The 22,255-nt window shown below is 64.1% G+C and carries 18 protein-coding genes; 2 read left to right on the top strand and 16 right to left on the bottom strand.

The genetic code is table 11. The features are described 5' to 3' along the window. Positions 1 to 16: 16 nt before the first annotated feature. The 16 genes from pdeM to ACW9H9_RS03960 form a co-directional block, all read right to left on the bottom strand. On the bottom strand, positions 17 to 670 hold the full coding sequence (pdeM, locus tag ACW9H9_RS04035) for a ligase-associated DNA damage response endonuclease PdeM (RefSeq protein ID WP_457341840.1): 654 nt from the start codon (positions 668 to 670) through the stop codon (positions 17 to 19). After that, positions 670 to 3,150 (bottom strand): ligase-associated DNA damage response DEXH box helicase, encoded by a 2,481-nt coding sequence (locus ACW9H9_RS04030; RefSeq protein ID WP_457341841.1) that lies wholly within the window; start codon positions 3,148 to 3,150, stop codon positions 670 to 672. Before ACW9H9_RS04030 ends, pdeM begins: the two co-directional genes overlap by 1 nt. A 51-nt stretch (positions 3,151 to 3,201) precedes the next feature. Beyond that, positions 3,202 to 3,966 (bottom strand): ABC transporter ATP-binding protein, encoded by a 765-nt coding sequence (locus ACW9H9_RS04025; RefSeq protein ID WP_457341842.1) that lies wholly within the window; start codon positions 3,964 to 3,966, stop codon positions 3,202 to 3,204. A gap of 13 nt (positions 3,967 to 3,979) precedes the next feature. Next, on the bottom strand, positions 3,980 to 5,098 hold the full coding sequence (locus ACW9H9_RS04020; RefSeq protein ID WP_457341843.1) for a succinylglutamate desuccinylase/aspartoacylase family protein: 1,119 nt from the start codon (positions 5,096 to 5,098) through the stop codon (positions 3,980 to 3,982). Positions 5,099 to 5,107: 9 nt separating this feature from the next. Next, the gene (locus tag ACW9H9_RS04015) at positions 5,108 to 5,818 is read right to left on the bottom strand and encodes an ABC transporter permease (protein ID WP_457341844.1); all 711 of its coding nucleotides are present in this window, start codon (positions 5,816 to 5,818) and stop codon (positions 5,108 to 5,110) included. Further along, a complete protein-coding gene (locus ACW9H9_RS04010) occupies positions 5,815 to 6,543 on the bottom strand; it encodes an ABC transporter permease (RefSeq protein ID WP_457341845.1) in 729 nt (242 codons plus the stop codon). Before ACW9H9_RS04010 ends, ACW9H9_RS04015 begins: the two co-directional genes overlap by 4 nt. Positions 6,544 to 6,599: 56 nt before the next feature. Next, positions 6,600 to 7,379 carry a transporter substrate-binding domain-containing protein gene (locus ACW9H9_RS04005; RefSeq protein WP_457341846.1) on the bottom strand — a complete coding sequence of 260 codons (780 nt, stop codon included), beginning with the start codon at positions 7,377 to 7,379 and terminating at the stop codon, positions 6,600 to 6,602. A gap of 225 nt (positions 7,380 to 7,604) precedes the next feature. Next, positions 7,605 to 9,275, bottom strand: a complete 1,671-nt coding sequence (locus ACW9H9_RS04000) for an ATP-dependent DNA ligase (RefSeq protein ID WP_457341847.1) — start codon at positions 9,273 to 9,275, stop codon at positions 7,605 to 7,607. Beyond that, a complete protein-coding gene (locus ACW9H9_RS03995) occupies positions 9,272 to 10,276 on the bottom strand; it encodes a ligase-associated DNA damage response exonuclease (protein WP_457341848.1) in 1,005 nt (334 codons plus the stop codon). Before ACW9H9_RS03995 ends, ACW9H9_RS04000 begins: the two co-directional genes overlap by 4 nt. A 116-nt stretch (positions 10,277 to 10,392) precedes the next feature. Beyond that, positions 10,393 to 12,828 (bottom strand): penicillin acylase family protein, encoded by a 2,436-nt coding sequence (locus ACW9H9_RS03990; protein ID WP_457341849.1) that lies wholly within the window; start codon positions 12,826 to 12,828, stop codon positions 10,393 to 10,395. A 128-nt stretch (positions 12,829 to 12,956) separates the two neighbouring features. Then, positions 12,957 to 13,601 (bottom strand): glutathione binding-like protein, encoded by a 645-nt coding sequence (locus ACW9H9_RS03985; protein ID WP_457341850.1) that lies wholly within the window; start codon positions 13,599 to 13,601, stop codon positions 12,957 to 12,959. A gap of 100 nt (positions 13,602 to 13,701) precedes the next feature. Continuing rightward, positions 13,702 to 14,487: an ABC transporter ATP-binding protein gene (locus ACW9H9_RS03980; protein ID WP_457341851.1), complete on the bottom strand. Its 786-nt coding sequence runs from the start codon at positions 14,485 to 14,487 to the stop codon at positions 13,702 to 13,704. Next, entirely contained in the window at positions 14,484 to 15,542 is a 1,059-nt protein-coding gene (locus ACW9H9_RS03975) for a FecCD family ABC transporter permease (RefSeq protein WP_457341852.1), read from the bottom strand. The genes ACW9H9_RS03980 and ACW9H9_RS03975 overlap by 4 nt, the downstream gene beginning before the upstream one ends. A 93-nt stretch (positions 15,543 to 15,635) precedes the next feature. Then, complete coding sequence (locus tag ACW9H9_RS03970) at positions 15,636 to 16,751, bottom strand: ABC transporter substrate-binding protein (protein WP_457341853.1); 1,116 nt, start codon at positions 16,749 to 16,751, stop codon at positions 15,636 to 15,638. A gap of 28 nt (positions 16,752 to 16,779) precedes the next feature. Beyond that, a complete protein-coding gene (locus ACW9H9_RS03965) occupies positions 16,780 to 17,460 on the bottom strand; it encodes a Fe2+-dependent dioxygenase (RefSeq protein ID WP_457341854.1) in 681 nt (226 codons plus the stop codon). A gap of 3 nt (positions 17,461 to 17,463) precedes the next feature. Then, positions 17,464 to 19,845 carry a TonB-dependent receptor gene (locus ACW9H9_RS03960; protein WP_457341855.1) on the bottom strand — a complete coding sequence of 794 codons (2,382 nt, stop codon included), beginning with the start codon at positions 19,843 to 19,845 and terminating at the stop codon, positions 17,464 to 17,466. A 196-nt stretch (positions 19,846 to 20,041) separates the two neighbouring features. On the opposite strand from ACW9H9_RS03960, the gene ACW9H9_RS03955 reads away from it, so the two are divergent. Both ACW9H9_RS03955 and ACW9H9_RS03950 read left to right on the top strand, forming a co-directional pair. Then, positions 20,042 to 20,752, top strand: coding sequence for a response regulator (locus ACW9H9_RS03955; RefSeq protein WP_457341856.1), 711 nt, complete (start codon positions 20,042 to 20,044; stop codon positions 20,750 to 20,752). After that, entirely contained in the window at positions 20,749 to 22,134 is a 1,386-nt protein-coding gene (locus ACW9H9_RS03950) for an ATP-binding protein (protein ID WP_457341857.1), read from the top strand. The genes ACW9H9_RS03955 and ACW9H9_RS03950 overlap by 4 nt, the downstream gene beginning before the upstream one ends. Positions 22,135 to 22,255: the final 121 nt, after the last annotated feature.

Raw genomic sequence — 22,255 nt, 5'->3', positions numbered from 1 at the left:
GTCGGATAACCGGCGCCTACAGGGGCCAGATCGTCTGGTCACCCACCACCACGACCTGATGCCCGTCACCTGCCGTCACCCCGTACCCTCCAGTAAACGCGCCAAACGCCGGTAGCAGGCTCACCTGCTCACCTATCAGGAAACACGGCAGTCGCAGGCTCTGGCGCCCCTTGCCGCGCAGGCGGTACACCGGATGCACATGCCCTGCCAGCACGTGATGGCTTGGGTGTGCGTCGGGCTCATGTTGCAGGGCGAATGGCCCCATCAGCAGCGGCTCGGTCACCACCTCGATGTGCAGATCGTCCGGTGGGTCGCCCGCGCGTTTGTCGTGATTGCCGCGGATCAACGTCAGGCGCAGGTGCGCATGCTGCGCGCGCCACGCGCGTAGGGCGCCCAGCGTGCCGCTGGCGTGCGAGCCGGGGCCGTGGAGGAAGTCCCCCAGGAAAACGATCTGCTCACAGGCATAGCCCGCGAGCAGCCGGTCCAGGCGCTCCAGGTTATCGCTCGTGGTGCCTTGCGGCACGGGCTGGCCCAGCGCGCGGTACGCCGAGGCCTTGCCAAAATGCACGTCGGCAATCAGCAGGCAGCGCCGGGCAGGCCAATACACCGCCTTGTCGGCCAGCAGCCACAGGGTTTCGCCTGCCAGTTGCAGAGGGTAATGAGCGGGCATCAGGTTTTCCCGTTATCAGCGACTTTTTCCAAGTCCTTGACCATCCGAGCGATACGCTCCGACAGCTTCTCCGAACTCAGGCTCTCGCGAAACCGCTCCACCAGCAGCGGAAAGGCCAGCGGCGTGGGGCGCTTGAGCACGTGTACATCCAGGGTCAAGGCCGACAAATGACGCAAGGTGTCCTCCAGCCGTCGAATATCGAGTTCTTCGCGCAACACTTCTTCACCGGCCTGGGCCAGCAACAGGTTTTGCGGGTCATATTGCTTGAACACTTCAAAAAACAAGCCGCTGGAGGCCTGCACCTGGCGCGTGCTTTTCGGTGCGCCGGGGTAACCGGCAAACACCAGCCCGGCGATCCGCGCGATTTCGCGAAAGCGGCGCAGGGCTAACTCCCCGGCATTCAGGCTGGCCACCACGTCCTCCAGCAAGCCGTCGGAACTCAACAGCGGGCCCTCCAACAACGCGAGCCAGTCCACCGGCGTGGCGCTCAGCAATTCCAGCCCGTAGTCGTTGACCGCGATCGAAAACGTCACCGCCTGTTGCCTGCTGACCCGCCAGGCCAACAGGCTCGCCAACCCCAAGTGCACCTGGCGCCCGGCGAAGGGGTACACAAACAGGTGCCAACCTTCGCGGGACTTGAGCGTCTCGGCCAATAAATGCTCCCGCGTTGGCAGGCCGGACCAGCGCAACTGGGTTTCCAGCAGCGGCTGCACGGCGCGCATTTCCGGGCCCTCATAGTGGCCCTGCGCGGCCGCATCAAAACGTTCCACCACCGCCTGCGCCAGTTCGTTGGAGAGCGGCATGCGCCCGCCGTTCCAGCGTGGCACCGCTGCTTTTTTGGCGGTGCTGCGCCGCACGTAAGCGGTCATGTCCTCGACCCGCACCAGCTCCAGCAGGCGCCCGGCGAACAAAAAACCGTCGCCGGGCCGCAGCCGCGCAATAAAGCCTTCCTCGACACTGCCCAGGGTCTTGCCGCCGCCGCCCTTGCTCCAAAACTTCAGCTGCACCGTGGCATCGCTCACGATGGTCCCCACGCTCATGCGATGGCGCCGGGCAAGCCGCGCATCGGGCACGCGCCACACGCCGTGTTCGTCCGGTTCTGCCCGGCGGTAATCGGGGTAGGCGCTCAACGAGGAGCCGCCATGGCGCACAAATCCCAGCGCCCAGGCCCAATCCGCCTCGCTGAGGTCGCGATACGCCCAGGTGGTGCGCACCTCGGCCAGCAGCGCGTGCGGGGTAAAGCCGCCGCCCAGCGCCATGCTCACCAGGTGTTGCACCAGCACATCCAAGGGTTTGTGCGGCGATTGCCGGGCCTCGATGCGCCTTTGAGCGATGGCGTCCTGGGCAGCGGCGGCTTCGATCAGTTCCAGGCTGTGGGTGGGCACCAGCGTGACTCGCGAGGGGCGCCCCGGCGCATGCCCGGAGCGCCCGGCGCGCTGCATCAGGCGCGCAACGCCCTTGGCCGAGCCAATCTGCAACACCCGCTCCACGGGCAAAAAGTCCACGCCCAAATCCAGGCTGGAGGTGCACACCACGGCCTTCAGATGCCCGTCTTTCAAGGCGCGCTCCACCCAGTCACGGGTGTCCCGCGACAGCGAGCCGTGGTGCAGCGCAATCAACCCGGCCCAGTCAGGGCGCGCCTGTAGCAGTGCCTGATACCAGATCTCCGACTGCGCCCGCGTATTGGTGAACACCAGGCAACTGCGGCTGGCGTCGATTTCTGCCACCACTTGGGCGAGCATTTTCAAGCCGATATGCCCGGCCCACGGGAACCGTTCGATCACCGGCGGCACCAGCGTGTCCACGATCAGTTGCTTGACCGTCTGCCCTTGCACATTGATCCCGTCACCCTGTGGGATCAAAACCTGCAGCGCGTCAGCCTGGTTACCCAAGGTCGCGGAAATGCCCCACACCATCAGCCCCGGCTGCCAGCGCCGCAGCCGCGCCAGGGCCAGTTGCAACTGCACCCCGCGTTTATTGCCGATCAGTTCGTGCCACTCGTCCACGATCACCATGCGCACGTGGGACAGGCTGGTTTCGCTGTCGGCCCGGGCCAGCATCAGCGTCAGGCTTTCCGGGGTGGTGATCAACGTGGTGGGCAGGCGCCGGCCCTGGCGCGCGCGTTCGCTGCTGCTGGTGTCGCCGGTGCGCAGGCCGATGCTCCAGGGGATCTGCAATGCCTCAAGCGGTGCTTCAAGGGCGCGGGCGGTGTCGGCGGCCAGGGCGCGCATGGGCGTGATCCACAGCACCGTCAACGGTTCGGCGGGCGGTTTGCGTTTAGCGGGCGACGGCGGGCGGGTGATGGCGAATCGGTTGAGGGCGGCGAACCACAAGGCATAGGTCTTGCCGGCGCCGGTGCTGGCGTGGAGCAAGCCCGACTGGCCCGCCTTGACCGCCTTCCACACCTGCTTTTGAAAGGCGAACGGCGTCCAGCCTTGGGCGGCGAACCACTGTTTGGCGTAGTCGGGGGTTTTGGCCATGCGCAGATCTCTGAAGGTCTATTTCACAGACCTGCGCAAGCGGCCAAAGGTTTACTTCAGGTTGCCGCTCAAGAACTGTTGCAGGCGCTCGCTTTTCGGGTTGCCCAGCACGTCTTCCGGCGCGCCTTGTTCTTCCACCAGGCCTTTGTGCAAAAACAGCACCTGGCTCGACACCTTGCGCGCAAAGCTCATTTCGTGGGTCACCATGATCATGGTGCGGCCTTCCTCGGCCAGGCCCTGGATCACCTTGAGCACTTCGCCCACCAGCTCCGGGTCGAGGGCCGAGGTGGGTTCGTCGAACAGCATCACTTCAGGCTCCATCGCCAGCGCCCGGGCAATCGCCACGCGCTGTTGCTGGCCGCCGGAGAGAAACGCCGGGTATTGCTCGGCGACGCGGGCGGGCAGGCCCACTTTGTCCAGGTAGCGGCGGGCGCGGTCCTCGGCGTCCTTCTTGCTGCAGCCCAGCACCCGGCGCGGGGCCATGGTGATGTTTTCCAGCACACTCATGTGGCTCCACAGGTTGAAGTGCTGGAACACCATCGCCAGGCGCGTGCGCAGGCGCTGCAATTGGGCGTCGTCGGCCACGCGCATGCCGTGAGCGTCGCTGACCATGCGGATCTGCTGGCCGTCCAGGGTCATGGCGCCGTCGTTGGGCTGTTCCAGAAAGTTGATGCAACGCAAAAAGGTACTTTTGCCCGAGCCACTGGCGCCGATCAGGCTGATCACGTCACCGGTCTTGGCCTTGAGCGAAACCCCTTTGAGCACTTCATTGTCGCCATAGCTTTTATGCAGGCCTTCAACGGTCAGTTTGTACATGGAGCGTGCATCCTCAAGGCGAAAGTAGGTAGCCGCTGCGGTAGGCCTCAAGGCCTGCGACATGGGCGATGACCATGCCGGCGGTGGCCATGCGGCGCAGCGAGCGGGCATACAGCAGGCCGGCATTGCGACAATGCACCGGCGTGACGCGGTCGTTGATGGGGTCGATGATGTCGGCGATCAGTTGCCCGGCCTCCACGTATTCGCCGGGCAGCACGCTAAACACCAGCAGGCCGCCCACCGGCGTGGCCACAGGTTCCACGGCCGCCAGCGGCGTAGCGGGGTAGGGCAGGGCCGGCAGCGCGGCGGGTTCGCCGGCGATCGCGCCGAAGTGCGTCAGGTAATCCAGGATCGCCTGGCAGTCCAGGCCCGCCAGGCCATGGTTGACGTCGCCTTGGCCGCGCAGTTCGACGGTCACCGAAAAGCTGCCCATGGGGATGGGAAAGCGCTCGCCGAAACGTTGCTGCAACTGCCACCACACCAGGGTGAAGCACTCGTCGAACGACTGCCCGCCCGAGTCGGTGGCCAACAGGCTCGCTTCCGAGCCCAGATAACGCGCCAGCGGCTCCACCTGCGGCCACGCCTCGGGGGTGGTGTACAGGTGCGCCACGGCTTCGAAGTCGCAGTGCAGGTCCAGCACCATGTCGGCATCGCTGGCCAGGCGTTGCAACACCAGGCGTTGGGACTGCAACTGAGTCGCCGGTGTTTGTGCGGCCAGGGCCAGGGTCAGGGCATCGCGGATCAGTTCCACGTTGTGCCTGGGGTCATCGCCCAGCAGGTCTTGGACCTGGTTGCCCACCTCGTCGCCAAGGTCGACGAACAGGCGATTGAAGTTCTGCCCGCTTTCGAGCTCGTAACGCCCCAAGGGTACGTCCATGAGCACTTGCTCCAACCCCGTGGGGTTGGCGATGGGCACCAGCACCACTTCGCTCAGCAGGCGGCCGGCGGCCTCCAGTTCCTTGAGGCGGGCTTTTAAATGCCAGGCCACCAACATGCCCGGCAATTCGTCGGCATGCAGCGACGACTGGATATAAATCTTGCCCTCGGCAAGCTCGGGGCCAAAGTGAAAGCTATGAATCTGCCGCGCCGTGCCGGGCACGGGCGCGAGCAGTTCGTGGGTCCGATGACGCATGCGCGCTCCTTAGTGGCTGGGCCCGAGAAAGGCCAGCCAACGGCGCTCCGCCAGACGAAACAGACCGACCAGGGCAAAGGTCACGGTCAGATAAATCAGCGCAGCGATACCGAAAGATTGGAAAGTCATGTAGGTGGCCGAGTTGGCGTCCCGGGCCACTTTGAGAATGTCCGGGATCGTCGCGGTAAAGGCCACCGTGGTCGAGTGAAGCATCAAAATGACTTCGTTGCTGTAATACGGCAGCGAGCGGCGCAGGGCCGAGGGCATGATCACGTAGGTGTACAGCTTCCAGCCGGTCAGGCCATAGGCCTTGGCCGCCTCGACTTCACCGTGGTTCATGCTGCGGATGGCCCCGGCGAAAATCTCGGTGGTGTAGGCGCAGGTGTTCAGGGCAAAGGCCAGCAGGGTGCAGTTCATCGCGTCACGAAAGAACGCATCCAGTACCGGCTGCGCGCGCACGGCCGCGATGCTGTAGATGCCGGTGTAGCAGATCAGCAACTGGATATACAACGGCGTGCCGCGAAACAGGTAGGCATAAAATTGCACCGGCCAGCGCACCCAGCGGTTGCGCGAGACGCGGGCGATGGACAGCGGGATCGACAACACAAAGCCGATGGCGATCGAGGCGCTGAGCAGCCACAGGGTCATGGCCAGGCCGGTGATGTGCTGGCCGTCGCTATAAAGGAACGGGCGCCAGTATTGCTGCAAGAGTTCGATCATCGCACGGCCTCCCGGGACCCAGCGGCGTAGCGGCGTTCAAGGCGGCGCAGGACAAAGTTGGACGCGCTGGTGATCAACAGGTAGATCAACGCGGCGAGTACCAGGAAAAAGAACAGTTGGTAGGTGCTTTTGCCCGCATCCTGGGCGGCCTTGACCAGGTCTGCCAGGCCGATGATCGACACCAGCGCGGTGGCCTTGAGGATCACCATCCAGTTGTTGCCGATGCCCGGCAGGGCAAAGCGCATCATCTGCGGGAAGGTCACGAAGCGAAAGCGCTGCCAGCGCGTCAGGCCATAGGCCGTGGCGGCCTCCAGCTGGCCGCGTGGCACGGCCAGGATCGCGCCGCGAAACGTCTCGGTAAAGTACGCACCGTAAATAAAGCCCAGGGTGATGACCCCGGCGCCGAATGGGTCGATTTCGATGTAGTCCCATTCCATGAAGTCGGTAAAGCTGGTCAGCCAGATTTGCAGGCTGTAGAAAATCAGCAGCATCAGCACCAGGTCCGGGATGCCCCGAATCAGCGTGGTGTAGACCTGAGCGGGAACGCGCAGCAGGCGCAGGCTGGACAGCTTGGCGCTGGCGCCGAGCAAGCCCAGCAACACGCTCACGGCCAGTGACGCCACCGACAACTTGACGGTCATCCAGGTGCCTTGCAACAACAGCGGGCCAAACCCCTTCAAGCTGAAGGCGCCGAGCCCCAGGGTCTGCAAAAGATTTTCAAGCATGAATTCACAACCTATCGCGATAAAAAAGCGCCCATCGCGGGATGGGCGCCACGGTGTTATTTACCGCTGTACAGGTTCAGGTCGCCGAAGTGTTTTTTCTGGATAGTGGCGTAGGTGCCATCATCGTGTAACGCTTTGATACCTTTATCGATAAGCGCCTTGAGCTCTTTGTTACCTTTTTTGATACCGACCGCGGTTTTGGCGGGCAGCAGCGGGTCGTCGATGGCGCCACTCACTTCGTAGTCAGCACCGGCTGGCGACTTCAAAAAGCCCAGTTCGGCTTGCAGCATGTCCTGCACCGAGGCGTCGAGGCGGCCGGACGTCAGGTCGGCGTACACTTGGTCCTGGTTGGCGTAGGCCTTGGTGGTCACACCGGCCTTGTCCAGCACGGCCTTGGCGTAGGCTTCCTGGATGGTGCCTTGCTCGTAGCCCACGGTCTTGCCCTTGAGGGATTCAGGGGTGGAGTAACCCGCGCCCTTTTTGAACACCAGCGAGGTCGGGCCGGAGAACAGCTCTTCGGAGAAATCGATGGCTTTTTGACGCGCCTCGGTGACGGTCATCGACGAGATCACACCGTCGAACTTGTTGGCGTTGAGGCCCGGGATCATGCCGTCGAAGTCACTTTCGACCCATTTGCACTTCACCTTCAGCTCGGTACAGATGGCATTGCCCAAGTCGATGTCGAAGCCCACCAGGCTGCCGTCGGCGGCCTTGGATTCAAACGGTGCGTAGGAGGGGTCGACACCAAAACGCAGTTCCTTGTATTCCTTGGCCGTGGCGACACCCGCAGCCATGCACAGAGCCAGTGCAGAAAGGGTCAGCAATGCTTTTTTCATTATGTATTCCCTGGAAACCAAGATAAGCGCTTGTGGCGCGTTTAAGACTGTTACTGAACGGCGTCAGACGTTACACAAGTAGCAATTTCTGCACCATAGTGCCGAATGAGCGTTTTAAAAGGTGGGATCCAAGCAATCTGCCACTACCCCATGCCCGAAATCGGGCATGCAAAGTCCGGCGCACCAACTTGGTTCAAAAGCGGGCTCACTTGGCGTGGGCAGAGGTTAGCCGAGCAAGTCCTGCAGCGTGGCCAAACTGTCGGCGTCGTCCACGGTTTTGTCCTGGCGCCAGCGCAGCATGCGCGGAAACCGCACCGCAATCCCGCTCTTGTGCCGCTTGGACAGCGCAATGCCTTCAAACCCCAGCTCGAACACCAGGCTGGGCGTCACGCTGCTCACCGGACCGAACTTTTCCACGGTGGTCTTGCGGATAATCCCGTCGACCTTGCGCATTTCCTCGTCCGTGAGGCCCGAGTACGCCTTGGCGAACGGCACCAGTGTGCGATCACGGCTGCCGGGCGGCCCGTCCCACACGGCAAACGTGTAGTCACTGTACAAACTGGCGCGACGGCCGTGGCCGCGCTGGGCGTAGATCAACACCGCGTCGACGCTGAAGGGGTCGACTTTCCATTTCCACCACACGCCCATGTCTTTGGTGCGGCCCACGCCGTACAGGCCGTCGCGGGCCTTGAGCATCATGCCTTCCACGCCCAGGCGGCGAGAGGCTTCCCGCTGGCGGGCAAGGTCTGGCCAGTCGGTGCCGCTCAGCAGTGGCGAGGCCAATAGGGTTGGCTGGTTGCACTGCGCGATCACCTGCTCCAGCTGGGCGCGGCGCCGGGCCTGGGGGTGGCTGCGCCAATCCTGGCCTTGATGTTCCAGCAGGTCATAGGCCAGCACGGCGACGGGCGCCTCTTCCAGCACCTTTTTGCTCAAGGTCTTGCGCCCGATGCGCTGTTGCAACAGCGCGAACGGCTGCACCGACGGTTCGGCTTGTTCCAGCAGTGCGCCGGGCGCTGCCTTCCACACCACGATCTCGCCGTCGATCACGGTGCCATCCGGCAGGCCGTGCACCAGGTCATGCAGCTCCGGGAAACGTTCGGTCACCAGCTCCTCGCCTCGGGACCAGATCCACAGCCGCCCGTCGCGCTTGACCAACTGGGCGCGGATGCCGTCCCACTTCCATTCGACCTGCCAGTGGTGCGGCGCACCGATCAGCGCGTCGAATTGCTCCACAGGGTGCGCCAGCCCGTGGGCGAGAAAAAACGGATACGGCTGCCCACCGCGTTGGGCGTGTTCGTCGTCCGATTCGGCGGCGATCAACTTTAAGTAACCTTCGGCCGTAGGGCGATTGGACACGTCGGTGTAGCCCACCAGCCGTTGGGCCACGCGTTTGCTGTCCAGGCCTGCCATCGCCGCCAGCGCCCGCGTGACCAGCAACTTGGACACGCCCACGCGGAAACTGCCAGTGATCAGTTTGATGCACACCATCAGGCTCGGTGGGTCCAACTGCGCCCACAGCGCAGGCAAGCGTTCAGCCAGTGCCGAGGGCGGCAGGCCGCGCAGTGGCAGCAGCTTTTCTTCCAGCCACACGGCCAGGCCGTCTTGGGAGGTGTAGGGCGATTCGGGCAGTAGCAAGGAAATAGTTTCCGCCAGGTCCCCCACCGACTGATAGCTCTCCTCGAACAGCCAGGGCGCGATGCCGGCCGCTTCGGTGGCCATGTCCCTTAAAAGTTTTGTCGGCACCAATTGCCGAGGCCGCCCGCCCGACAAAAAGTACACCGCCCAGGCCGCGTCCTGCGGCGGCGCCTGGAGGAAGTAGGCTTGCAGCGCGGCGAGTTTGGCGTTGCTCGACGTGGTGGCGTCGAGGTTGGCGTACAGCTCGGCGAAGGCTTTCATGGCGTGGCCTCCTCTTCATCGTCGCCGTATTCGGTGGTGAACCCCCGGGCGTCCAGGCCTTTTTCCTGCAGGTGGCGCACCAATACGCCGACGGAGCCGTGGGTGACCATCACCCGTTCGGCGCCGGTCTGTTCAATGGCCCACAGCAGGCCGGGCCAGTCGGCGTGGTCCGACAGCACAAAACCCCGGTCCACGCCGCGCCGCCGCCGGGTACCGCGCAGGCGCATCCAGCCGCTGGCGAAGGCGTCGCTGTAGTCGCCAAAGCGGCGGATCCAGCTGCTGCCCCCGGCGGACGGCGGGGCGATGATCAGGGCCTGGCGCAGGAGCGGGTCGGTCTTTTGGATGTCGCCTGCATAAAGGGTGTCGGGAATATAGATGCCCGCCTCGCGGTACACCCGGTTCAGTGGCTCGACCGCGCCGTGGCTGAGGATGGGGCCGATGCTGGCGTCGATGCCGTGCAGGATCCGCTGGGCCTTGCCGAACGAATAACAGAACAACACGCTGGCCTTGCCCGCCGCGCTGTTGGCCTGCCACCAGTCGTTGATCCCGGCAAAAATCTGCGCCTGGGGCTGCCAGCGGTAGATCGGCAGGCCAAAGGTGGATTCCGTGATAAAGGTGTGGCAACGCACCGGCTCGAACGGGGCACAGGTGCCGTCGGGCTCGACTTTGTAGTCGCCGGAAGCCACCCAGACTTCGCCCTGGTATTCCAGGCGCACCTGCGCCGAGCCGAGCACGTGGCCCGCCGGGTGAAAGCTCAGTGTCACGCCGTGGTGCAGCAGTTGTTCGCCGTAGGCCAGGGTTTGCAGGTTGATGTCCTGGCCTAGCCGGGAACGCAGGATGCCCTCGCCGGGCGCGGCGGCCAGGTAATGCTGGTTGCCGGTGCGGGCATGATCGCCATGGGCATGGGTGATGACCGCGCGTTCCACCGGGCGCCAGGGGTCGATGTAGAAATCACCGGCCGTGCAATAGAGGCCTTCGGGGCGGGCGATGACAAGGTCCATGGCTGGCACCGGGGAAGTGGGCTTGTCAGTTATGAGGCGAAACGGGGGGCAGAAGTTCTAAAAAGCAGCGCAAGTCCCAGGGGCGGCGCCAGCATGCTGGCGCCCCCGCGGGCGGGTTACTTGCCGGGCACCAGGGTCAGGCGGGTGGTGCCGTAGGCCTTGTCAAAGTTCTGCGGCTGCATCGGGAAGCTCAGGTACTGGGCCTTCAGCCACGGGTTGATGCCGTTGAGGTAGTGCGGGCTGGCCGGGTTGCCCGACTGGCCGATGCCGATCTGCCCCATCATCGGCTCCACCTGGGCGAAGTCGACGATCATGCGCAGGGCCGGCACCTGGGTGGTGTCAAAACTCTGGCCCCAGTTGTACGGCGCGCTGTTGAGCGTGTTGTGGTCGCCGCCCGCCGCCAGTGGCCCGCGCAGGGTCTTGCCGCTGGCGTCTTTCCAGGTGTAGCTGTGCAACTTGCCCCACTGCCAGGCCTTGTGATCAGCGCCCAGCTGGCTGTCGCCTGCGGTGATGGCGGCCGCGAGGCTGCGCGCCAGAATCGCCGGTTTGTCGGTTTTCTGCTGGGTGCGCGCGTCGTTCCAGAACGGGCTGTCTTCGCGGCCCAGCAGGTGGTCGGCCAGGGCCGAGTACGACAGGTTGGCGTTGCCGATGAAGGCTTTCCAGGTGGCGCTGTTTTCCGGGCCCAGCTCGTCGAGGAAGATCTGCTTGGCGCTTTCTTGCAGGAACAGTTCATACATCGCCGCGTCAGCAGAGCTGGCCGACAGGCGCCCATCAAAGGCCATCAGGCGGTCCAGCGCCTCCCGGGCTTTTGCCCGTTCGGCGGGGGGCAGGGCCTCAATCGCCTGTTTGAGCGGCTGGGTCATGCCCGGCGCCTGGAACATGGTCTTGAGTTTGGCGGCGAACGGGGTGGTCTGGTCGTATTGCATGGCGATCAGGCTGCGGGTGTCATGCTTGCCGCTGCCCGCCAGTTGCGCGATGCGTTCGGCGCGCTCCGGTGCGGCCCACGAATTGGACAGTTGCATGCCATAGCCACGGGGCACGGTGCGCTGGTTGGCGGTGCCGATCCAGCCTTGCGGCGGGTCCTGATCGTAAGGGTGCAGCATGGCGTCGGCGTAGCCGTCCCAGTCGAACCGCCCGTCCCAGCCGGGGGAGGGCAGCAGGCCTTCGCCTTCACGACGGTTCGGAAAACGCCCGGTGACTTGCCAGCCAATGCTGCTGGCGTCGGCAAAGATCATGTTCAGGGCAATGGCGCGGATCTCGCGGGTCGCGTCCGAGGCCTTGCCGGCGTTTTGGGCGCGGGACAGGTCAAAGAACGCGTCCAGGCTCTTGTCGTCCTTGAGGTCGGCGGTCTGCAACGCCAGGCCATAGCCGCTGTTGAGCGACTGGGCACTGTTGAGCAGTGGCCCGTGGCGCGTTTCGTACACCGCTTCACGAATCGGCCGCTGGCCCTTGGCGAAGTAGGTTTCGTTACGCACGATGGCCGGCACCCACTTGCCGTTGTTTTCGTAGTAGAGCGCGCTGCCCTGGCGCTTGACCTTCTCCAGGAACAGGTCCTGGGTGTCGCCCGACACTTGGCTCATGCTCCAGGCCACCTTGCCGTTGAACCCCGACAGCAGCGTCGGCAACCCGGCAATCGACACCCCCGCCGCCTGGTATTTGGGCGCGCGGATCTGCACGTAGTTCCACAGCGACGGGGCCTGCATCGAGGTGGACAAGTCGTTGGCCATCAGGCTTTTGTTCAAGCGGCTGCGCTGCGGTGCAATCGCCCAGTTGCTTGAGCTGGAAACCCCCAGCGTATTGAGGGTGCCCAGGTGTTCGTTGACGGTATTGAGCGCGGCGAGGCCCGGGATCTGGCTCAGGTTGACGCCCTTGAGCTTGTCGGCCTCGGCCACCGGCAGCGGCTCGTCCGGGTAGCTTGGGGTGAGCCAGGCGAGTTTGTCGGCGCCGACCTTTTGCGCCAGCACCAGCGCAGACAGCTCTTGCTGAAGGTTGGTGGACTCACTGAAGTTCAGCAGGCAAAACAGCAGCGCCGAATCTTCCGGCTTCCAGTACTCGGGCTTGTAGCCGGTCTGGGCTAGGTCTGCGGGCAGCTTGTCGCGGTAGCGGAACAGGTAGGCGTTGACGCCGCGTGCGTACACCTCAAAAAAACGCTTGAGGCGCGGCGACGAGGCGTTGTACAGCTCGCCGGCGCTTTTTTTCAGGTTGACTGCCCGCATGAAGCGGTCCACGTCCAGTACGTCCGGCCCGGACATCTCGGCCAGGCGGCCCTGGGCCAGCAAGCGCAGGGTGACCATCTGGGTGATGCGGTCGCTGGCGTGCACATAGCCCAGGGAAAACAGCGCGTCATGGAACGTGTTGCTCTCGATCAGCGCGATGCCCTGGCTGTTGCGACGCACGGACACGTTTTGCGCCAGGCCCTTGAGGGGCTGCACGCCGGAGACAGGGGGCAAGGTGTCCTGGTTGCCCAGCGACTGGCAACCGGCCAGGCCCAAAGCCACTGCCGCGGCAACGCCCAACCGGGGGAAAAAATGTGAGAGGGCTGGCGAGGCCATGGCAAAGCTCCTGCGGGGGTGGCGTCAGTAAAGGCGCTACGTTAGTGAGCGCGGTGAAACGACGCAAGCAGGAGGCGCGGCTTATTTGCGGTGATCGCTCCCACACGAGGGTGGGAGCGAGCGCAGGCTTAAGGTTTGGGCGGGTTGACCTGCTGCACCAGCGCGTAGGCCCTGACCGTCGCCGGGCGTTGCTGGATGTGGTTAAACCAGCGTTGCACGTGTGGGAAGTCGGCAAGGTTCTGACCCTGGCGCTCGTGGGAAGCAATCCACGGGTAGATCGCCATGTCGGCAATGCTGTAGTCATCCCCGGCGACAAAGGCGCGGTCGGCCAGGCGGCGGTCCAGCACCCCGTACAGGCGGGCGGTTTCATCGACGTAGCGTTTAATGGCGTAGGGGATTTTTTCCGGCGCGAACAGGCTGAAGTGGTGGTTCTGCCCGGCCATCGGGCCCAGGCCGCCCATTTGCCAGAACAGCCATTGCAGCGCTTCCTGGCGACCGCGCAGGTCTTGGGGGATGAACTGGCCGGTTTTTTCCGCGAGGTACAACAAGATGGCGCCGGATTCAAACAGCGAAATCGGCGCGCCACCGTCGGTCGGGTGGTGATCGACGATGGCGGGGATGCGGTTGTTGGGCGCGATTTTCAGGAAGTCGGGCTTGAACTGGTCGCCCTGGCCGATATTGACCGGGTGCACCGTGTACGTAAGGCCCGCTTCTTCCAGGAACAGGGAAATCTTGTGACCGTTGGGTGTGGTCCAGTAATACAGGTCGATCATGAAGCGCTCCAGAGGGGGATGCTTGAATGGATGCCTGCCACTAGAGGTAGTGTTCGCCCGGCAAGAATTCAATGGGCCACCGCCCCCGGCGCACCGCTTTTTAGCAGGCCCCGTCCACCAACACCTGCAGCGTCTGCTGCGAGCACCGCTCGATCCGCACGTTCACGCCATACACCTGGGCAAACAGCTGCGGGGCCAGCACCTCATCTGCCGCGCCACAGGCAAACAACCGGCCCTGGCGCAGCACGGCCAGGTGGTCGGCGTAGCGGGCGGCCAGGTTGATGTCGTGCAGCACCACCACCGCAATCAGGTTGTGTTCGCGCACCAGGCCACGCACGCAGTCCATCACTTTGAGCTGATAGTTCAAATCCAGCGCGCTGGTGGGTTCGTCCAGCAGCATCACTTGCGGACGGCGGGCGATCAGTTGCGCCAGGCTCACCAGTTGCCGCTGGCCGCCCGACAGCGTGCTGAGCAATTGGTCCGCCAAGTGGGTGATGCCAATACGCTGCAACGCCTCGAAACCTTCGCGCAGACACGCCTCGCCCGACAGCGGGATGCCATCGACATTGGCCACCCGCAGCGCCGCGATCACGCTTTCCATCACGCTCAGGCCCAGGCCCGGCGGCAGGTTCTGCGGCATGTAGGTCACGCGGCGGGCGCGTTCGGCGACGGACATTTTCGTCAGGTCCACATTGCCCAGCCTGACCACGCCTTGCATCTTTTCCAGCCCCGCCACGGCGCGCAGCAAGGTGGACTTGCCCGCCCCGTTGGGGCCGATCAATGCCGTGAGGCTGCCGTGGGGCAGGGGCGGCAGGCTCAAGTCGTGGACAATCTGCCGGCGCCCGTAACTGACGTTGGCGTTGGAAATCGACAACCCCTGACTCATAACTGCCTCCCGCGCTTGAACACCAGCACCACAAAAATCGGCACACCCACCAAGGCGGTCACGATACCCACCGGCACAATCACCCCCGGCATGATCATTTTGCTGGCGATAGACGACAGCGACAGCAGCAATGCGCCGACCATCGCGCTGGCTGGCAGCAGGAAGCGCTGGTCTTCGCCCACCAGAATCCGTGCGATATGCGGACCGACCAGGCCGATAAATCCGATGGTGCCCACAAAGGCCACGGCGGTGGCCGACAACAGGCTGATGCGCAGCAACGAGAAAAACCGCAAGCGCTTCACGTCCACGCCAAAGCTCTGTGCACGGTCTTCACCCATGCGCAGCAGGGTCAGGCGCGGGGCGGCGGCAAAGGAGAAGGGCATCACCACGGCCACCACCAGCGCAAGAATGCCGAGTTTGTCCCAGTTGGCGCGGGTCACGCTGCCCAGGGTCCAGAACACCAGTTGTTGCAGCACGTCTTCGGTGGCCACCAGTTGCAGCAGCGCCACCACCGCGTTGCAGCTGAACACCAGCGCAATGCCGAACAGCACCAGGCTTTCCACCCCGGCGCCGCGCAGGCGGGACATGGCTTGCAGCAAAAACACCGAGGCGGCGGCGAACACAAAGGCCGACAGCGAGATGGCGCTGTTGGCCGACAGCCACAGGGTGGTCACCGGAAACACAATCACCAGCGAGGCGCCCAGCGCTGCGGCCGATGACACCCCCAGGGTGAACGGACTGGCCAGCGGGTTATTGAGGATCGCCTGCATCTCGGCGCCCGCCAGGGACAACGCGCAGCCCACCAGCACGGCCATCAGCGCGTAGGGCAGGCGCACGTTCCAGATGATCACCTTGTCGGTGGCACTCAGCAGGGCCGGGTGCAGCAGGCCGTCGAGCAGGGCGCCCAGGCCCATGCCGGACGGGCCGCTGGCCAGGTCGACGAGGATCGCGCCGACCAGCGCGGCGCCCATCAGCGCCAGCAGCCAGCAGCGCCGGGCCAGCAGGCGGCGGTAGCCGTGGCTGGCGGTGGCAAGGTCGAGGGTGTGAGTGGTCATGACGCTCCACGCCGTTCAATACAATGAAAATCCAAAGGGGGGAGCGGGCAAGCCCGTTCCCCCCTCTACCGTGTTTCGGCAGGGCGGCCTGAGTTACTTCGCCTGGCTGTCGATCCAGTACGCGCCCTGCAGCGGCATGCCGAGGAACTGCTGGTTCATCGCGTCCATGGTGGCCTGCGGGTCCAGCTTGGCGAACAACGCCGGGTGCACCCATTTAGCCAACGATTCGATGGCCAGCAAGTTGTACGGCGAGTTGTAGAAGTCATGCCACAACCCGTGGGAATTGCCCTCACGGATCGCCCGAAGGTTGGCAAACTCCGGCCGCGCCAGGACCTGGTCAAACGCCGCTCGCGCATCCGCCTCGGCCACGCCCGCGCCCAGGATCAGGCCGGGTTTGTGGTTGCCGGTGGCCACGTACACATCCGGGTCCGCCTTCAAGGCGTACTCGACACTGATGTCCCCCAGCGCGCCCGGCACCACGTCGGCGGCGATGTTGCGCCCGCCGACCAGCTTGATCACCTCACCCATGCCGCTCTTGCCGGTGGTGTGCCCCGGCGCCTGCCAGGCACCGGCCAGCAGTTCCAGGAACACGCTGGGGCGCGGGCCTGCGGGCAGGGTGGCGACGGCGTCGCTGATCACTTTGATGTGGCGGTCATAAAAGTCCAGGAAAGCCTTGGCCTGGGTTTCCCGGCCCAGGGCCTGGCCCAGCGCGGTCATGCTGGTGTGGGTGCCTTGCACCGGGTTGAGGCGAAAGTCGACAAACAGCACCGGCACGCCCGCCTTGGCCAGCACGTCGGCCACCGGGCTGTGCTCGGTAGGCCCGTGCCCGGAAATACTGAACACCGCCAGGTCCGGCTTGAGCGAGAGGATTTGCTCGGCGCTCACGCTTTGCTCGGACGCCTGGCCGATCAGCGGGATGTCTTTGACCGTGGGGAATTTCGCCACGTAGGCGTTGTAGGTGTGGGCGTCCAGCAGTTTCAAGTCGTTTTGCCAGCCGACGATGCGCTGGAACGGCGCGTCTTTGTCCAGCAAGGCAAACGCCGAAATCAGGCGACCTTCGCCGAGCACCACACGGGTGACATTTTCCGGTACGTCCACGGTGCGCCCCAGCACGTCGGTGACGTCATGGGCGGCGGCGCTTTCGGCGTGACCGAGCATCAGCAGGGCCAGCAGCGCGCCGAGCTTGAATACGTTACGGGGTTTCAACATGGCGAGAACTCCAGGTGAAGGCGGCGCATCAGACATCGCTCCAGCGCCGCAAAAGGTTGTGGTAGGCGCCGCTCAATTGCAGCAGCGCGTGGGCGTCGGCCTGTTGCGCGGTGAGGCGTTGAATCGCCACGTCCATGTCCAGCAACAACTGGCGCTGGCTGTCTTCGCGCACCAGGCTTTCGATCCAGAAGAAACTGGCGAGGCGCTCGCCGCGGGTCACCGGGTTGATCTTGTGCAGGCTGCTGCCCGGGTAGATCACCAGGTGCCCGGCGGGCAATTTCACGCGGTGTTCGCCAAAGGTGTCGCCAATCACCAGTTCGCCGCCGTCGTAGCTGGCCGGGTCAGCCAGAAACAAGGTGGCGGAAATGTCAGTGCGCACACGCTCGCGCACGCCCTTGAGGCCGCGAATGGCGTTGTCGATATGCCAGTCGAACGCCTCGCCGCCGCTGTAGCGGTTGAACAGCGGCGGGTAGATCTTCTTGGGCAGGGCGGCGGACATGAACAGCGCGTTGTCCGACAGCCGCGAGAGAATCTGCTCACCGAGGCGGATAGCCACTGGTGAATCCTCCGACAGCTGCCGGTTGTTTTTCGCCATGGCCGAACGCTGCCCGGCCGTCACCTTGCCATCTACCCACGGTTGGGCGAGCAAGCTGGCCACGGTGCTTTGCACCTCGGCGGGGCTGAGCAGGTTGGGGATTTCGATCAGCACGGCTCAGAACTCATAGTCGACACTGGCCGTGAGCGTGCGCCCGGCACCGGGGATGCCGTACAGCTGGAAGCCGTCCAGCGAGGAGCCGATCTGGCTGTAGTAGAACTTGTTGAACACGTTGTTGAGGTTGAGGTTGACCGTGGTTTGCGGCGTGACCTTGTACTGCGCGGCCACGTTGCTCAGCCAGTAGCCCGGGGCCTTTTCGTGGTCGCGGGTGTAGATGGCGAACACCCCGGACGGGCCGTTGGCGTAGCTGCTGTTGTTGTTCAAGCCGCCCACGTATTTGTTGTCGCTGTAGCGGCGGCGGCCCACGTATTGCTCGCCGTAGCTGAGGCTCAGCTTGTCGGTGAACGCGTAGGTGGTCCACAGGTTGGCGGTCAGGTCGGGAACGTTCTTGGCTTCCTCGCCTTTGTTGACGCCTTTGGTCTGGGTGCTCTTGAGCGCCGAGAAGCCACCGTACAGGGTCCAGCGGTCATTGACGTTGCCCTGCACGCCCAGCTCCACGCCGTCTACACGCTTGGCGGGCAGGGCGCGAACCGGGGCGGCTTCGCCGTCCTGGTATTCCCAGGAGTTGTCCAGCTCGGTGCGAAAGATCGCCGCCGTGACGTTCAACAGGTCGTGGGCGATGTCCCACTTGGTGCCGATCTCATAGGTCTTGGACTTGGCCGGGCTGTAGTTGCTGGTGCTCGCGGAGCCGAAGATCTGGTTGTTGGTGGACGCGCCCAACGCCGACGGCTGCGCCGCTTCGCTGTAGGACACATAGATGCTGCCGTTAGGCAACGGCTTGTACACCGCGCCGACGCGTCCGCTGACGGCGCCGTCGCTGCTGCTGATTTTGGCCTGGCCGCGCTGGGTGGTGTCGGCGTCCCATTGGTCGTAGCGCAGGGAACCGAGCACTTGCCACTGATCGTTCAGGGTGATGGTGTCGCCCAGGTAGACACCGGCGTTGTCGATCACCGAGCGCGGCTGGCCTTCGCCTTTGGTCACGTAGGTGCTGGCAAAGCTGTGGCTGGGGTCGCTCATGTCGAAGAACAGGTCGCCGGCCGGCACTTCGGCGTTGCGTTTCAGGCCGCCGTACGTCTCGTGGTAGAACTCCAGGCCGCTGACGATGGCATGGGAAAAGCTGCCGGTATTGAGGGTGAAGCTGAAGTCGGTCTGGTTGTCGAGGATGGTGTAGCGGGTGGACTGGCCAAAGTCGCTGCCGCGCAGGATGCCGTACTGGGTGTTGCCGTTATTGGTGTAGCCGGGGTAGGCCTTTACGGTGCTGTCGGGCACTTGGATCAGCGGTCCTACGCCGGTATAGCCCAAGGTCGCACAGCGGGTGCCGGTGCAGTTTTTCGAGCCGTCGGCGTTGGCCGCAAAGAACCGCGCCGGGGACAGCACGGCGAAGTTGTCGGTGCGCTCCCAGCGGGTCTGGTTGCGCAGGGTGGCGTCGTTCCAGGCAAAGTCGTGCTCGACCTTGGCGGTGAACGAGGTGGTCTTGGTCTGTTGGGTGTACAGGCTTGAATCGCCGTACCAGTTGGAGCGCTTGACGCCGGGCATGCGGTGGCCGTCAGTGCCACGCTGGATCGGCACGCCGCCGTCGGGGGTGTTGTCGTCCTTCTGGTAGAAGGTGTCGATGAACACCCGGGTGTCGGTGCCCAGGCCCAGGCCCAGGGAGGTGGCGAGGCCCCAGCGGTCGTAGTCCACGTCGTCGCGTTCGGCCACCTGGTTGTAGTGCTTCATCACGTTGACGCGCAGGGCCGTGGTGTCGTTCAACTGTTTGTTGAAGTCGCCGGTGAGGCGGCGATAACTGTCAGTGCCCACGCCCGCGGCAATTTTGTTGGCATCGCCCAGGTGCGCTTCTTTACTCACCAGGTTCACGCTGCCGCCAACGGCCGACACACCGGACTCGATGGAACCAGTGCCCTTGAACACTTCGGCCTGTTGCAGGTTGAACGTGTCGGTACGGGTCGACTGGCCCGCATCGCGCACGCCATCGACGGTCAGGCTCTGCTCCGAAGAAAAGCCGCGAATCGAAAACAGGTCGCCCCAGCCCAGATTGCCCTCGCCGGACATAAACGTGATGCCCGGCACGTTGCGCAGCACTTCCTGCAGGGTCTGGGCGTTCTGCTCCTTGAGCACCTGCTGGGGCACGATGGTGATGCTTTGCGGCGCATCCAGCAGCGGCTGGCTGATTTTAGCCGAGGTGACCCGGTCCACTTTGTAGGTGGACGTCGCTTCGCCATCGACCTTGATGGCCGGCAGGCTCAGCGCCGAATCGTTCGAAACGGGCGCCGGGGTATCGGCCCAGGCGGTGGGGGCGAGGCTGCCGGCGGCGAGCAGGCCGAACATCGGCGCAAGGGTCGTTTGCAGCGAAAGGGCGCGGGGTGTAGGCAATGGCATGCGAGGTGACCTGAGCTAAATTACAATTAATCTCATTTAGATTCGGTAGTCTAAAGACCGCTTACCGCCGCCATGCCGTGGCTTTGTATTGGTGGTGCGTGATTAGGGTTTCCCACAACATTCCATTACATTTGCGCGTATTCCTGGCTGAACTTTCGGCTATCTCCTAGCGTTTTGAGTTTCGGATCGAATGCCCATGGCCAAGCAAGACCACCTGCTGATCGTCGATGACGACCCGCAAATCCGCCAACTGTTGTGCGAGTACCTGAGCGATGCGGGTTTTCAGGTGTCCGCCGCCTGCGACGGCAAGGAAATGCGCCGGCGCCTTGAGCTCAACGTGATCGACCTGATAGTGCTGGACGTGATGCTGCCCGGCGAGGACGGCCTGAGCCTGTGCCGCGAGCTGCGGGTGAGTTCCAACACGCCGGTGATCATGCTCACCGCCAAGGGCTCGCTGATCGACCGCATCGTGGGCCTGGAAATCGGCGCCGACGATTACCTGCCCAAGCCCTTCGACCCACGCGAATTGTTGGTGCGCATCAAGGTGGTGTTGCGCCGGGTGCAGAGTTTTCCCGACCGGGCGCGGTTGGACGAGTCGCCGAGTATCCGCTTTGCCGGCTGGCAACTGGACACCCGCGCGCGGCAATTGCTCTCCCCGGAGGGCGTGGTGGTGAGCCTGGGCAATTCCGATTACCGCGTGTTACGCCTGCTGTTGCAGCACCCCAACCGCCCCTTAAGCCGGGACTTCCTGCTCAACCACGTGTTTGACAAGGACAGCACGCCGTTCGACCGTTCCATTGATGTGTGCGTCAGCCGCCTGCGCTCGCAACTGCCAGCGGCGCTGATCAAGACCGTGCGCAACGAGGGTTACATGCTGACGGCCGACGACGTGGTGGCGGGCTCGTGAGACTGCTGCCGCGTTCGCTGTTCGGGCGCCTGGTGCTGATCCTGGTGGGCGGTATGCTGGCCGCGCAGGCGTTGACCAGCAGTATCTGGTACGACATGCGCCACGGGCAGGTGCTGGAAATTCCCAGTCGGCTGATCGCCACGCGCCTGGCGGACGTGGTGCGCCTGGTGCACAGCGATCCGCAGCAGGCCGACCAATTGATCAAACTGCTCGACACCCCGCGCTTTCACCTGACCCTGAGCGACCAGGCCAGCGACGTGCCCAGCAGTATCAGCGTCAGCGACCGGGCCACGGAGCGGCTGCTGAACAAGGTGCTTTTGGAGAAAACCGGCTACAGCCAGCATTTGCACCTGCTGAGCCTGTCGTTGCTGGACGCCGAGGGCCAAAGCGCCGGGCTGTCGACCCTGCTCGGCGCCAGCCCCGTGCAGGGCCAGTTCCTGCTCGACCTGCGCTTGCCCGACGGGCGCTGGTTGCAAGTCGAAGCCATCGAGGAGCAGGGCTGGACCAGCACGTCGCCGCTGGACCTGCTGTTTGACTATGTGATGCGTATCTACCTGTTGCGGGTGCTGGTGCTGGTGATCATTGCACTGGTGGCGGTGCGCCTGGCGATCCGCCCGCTCAATGCCCTGACCAAAGCCGCCGAGGCCCTGGGGCGGGACATTCAGCGGCCGCCGCTGAAACTCACCGGCCCCACGGAAGTGCGCCGCGCCGCCCAGGCCTTTAATGCGATGCAGCAGCGCTTGATCGCCAACATCGCCGAGCGCACGCGTTTTCTTGCGGCCATTTCCCACGACCTGCGCTCACCGATTACCCGCTTGCGGCTGCGCACCGAGATGCTCGATGACAACCGCACCAAGGAGCGTTTTCGCAGCGACCTTGAAGAAATGGAACACATGGTGTCCAGCACGCTGGATTTTGTCAGCAGTGGCGAGATCAACGAAACGCGGCAAAACATCGACATCAACGCCTTGCTGCAAAGCCTGCAGGCCGACCTGGAAGACGTGGGCGAAACCGTCACCCTTGAAGGCCGCGCGAAACAACCCTTGCCGGGGTACGCCCGCAGTCTCAAGCGCTGTGTGCAGAACCTGCTGGAAAACGCCGTGCGCTATGGCTGCGACGTGGTGGTGCGGGTCGAAGACAAGCCCGACAGCCTGAAAATTGTCATCAGCGACCGGGGCCCGGGTATTCCGGCGCAGCAGTTGGCGCAGGTGATGGAGCCGTTCTACCGGGTGGAGGGGTCACGCAATGCTGAAACGGGCGGGTATGGCCTGGGGTTGAGCATCGCCCATACGATTGCCACGGCGCATGACGGACGGTTGGCGTTGAGTAATCGGGAGGGTGGGGGCCTGGAGGTCACGCTGCAGTTTCAGCGCAAGGTTTAGGTCGATAGAGGGCTGGGCTTTTGCGTAGATGGTGAGGCCGTCGCGGGCACGCCCGCGAGGGCCGTCAACGCGGGCTCATGTCTGGATGAGCCCGGCCTTGGGTGAGCGCTACCGATCGGTC

It is taken from the genome of Pseudomonas sp. SDO5215_S409, assembly GCF_054071325.1.
This window is presented reverse-complemented; position numbering and strand designations above follow the sequence as displayed.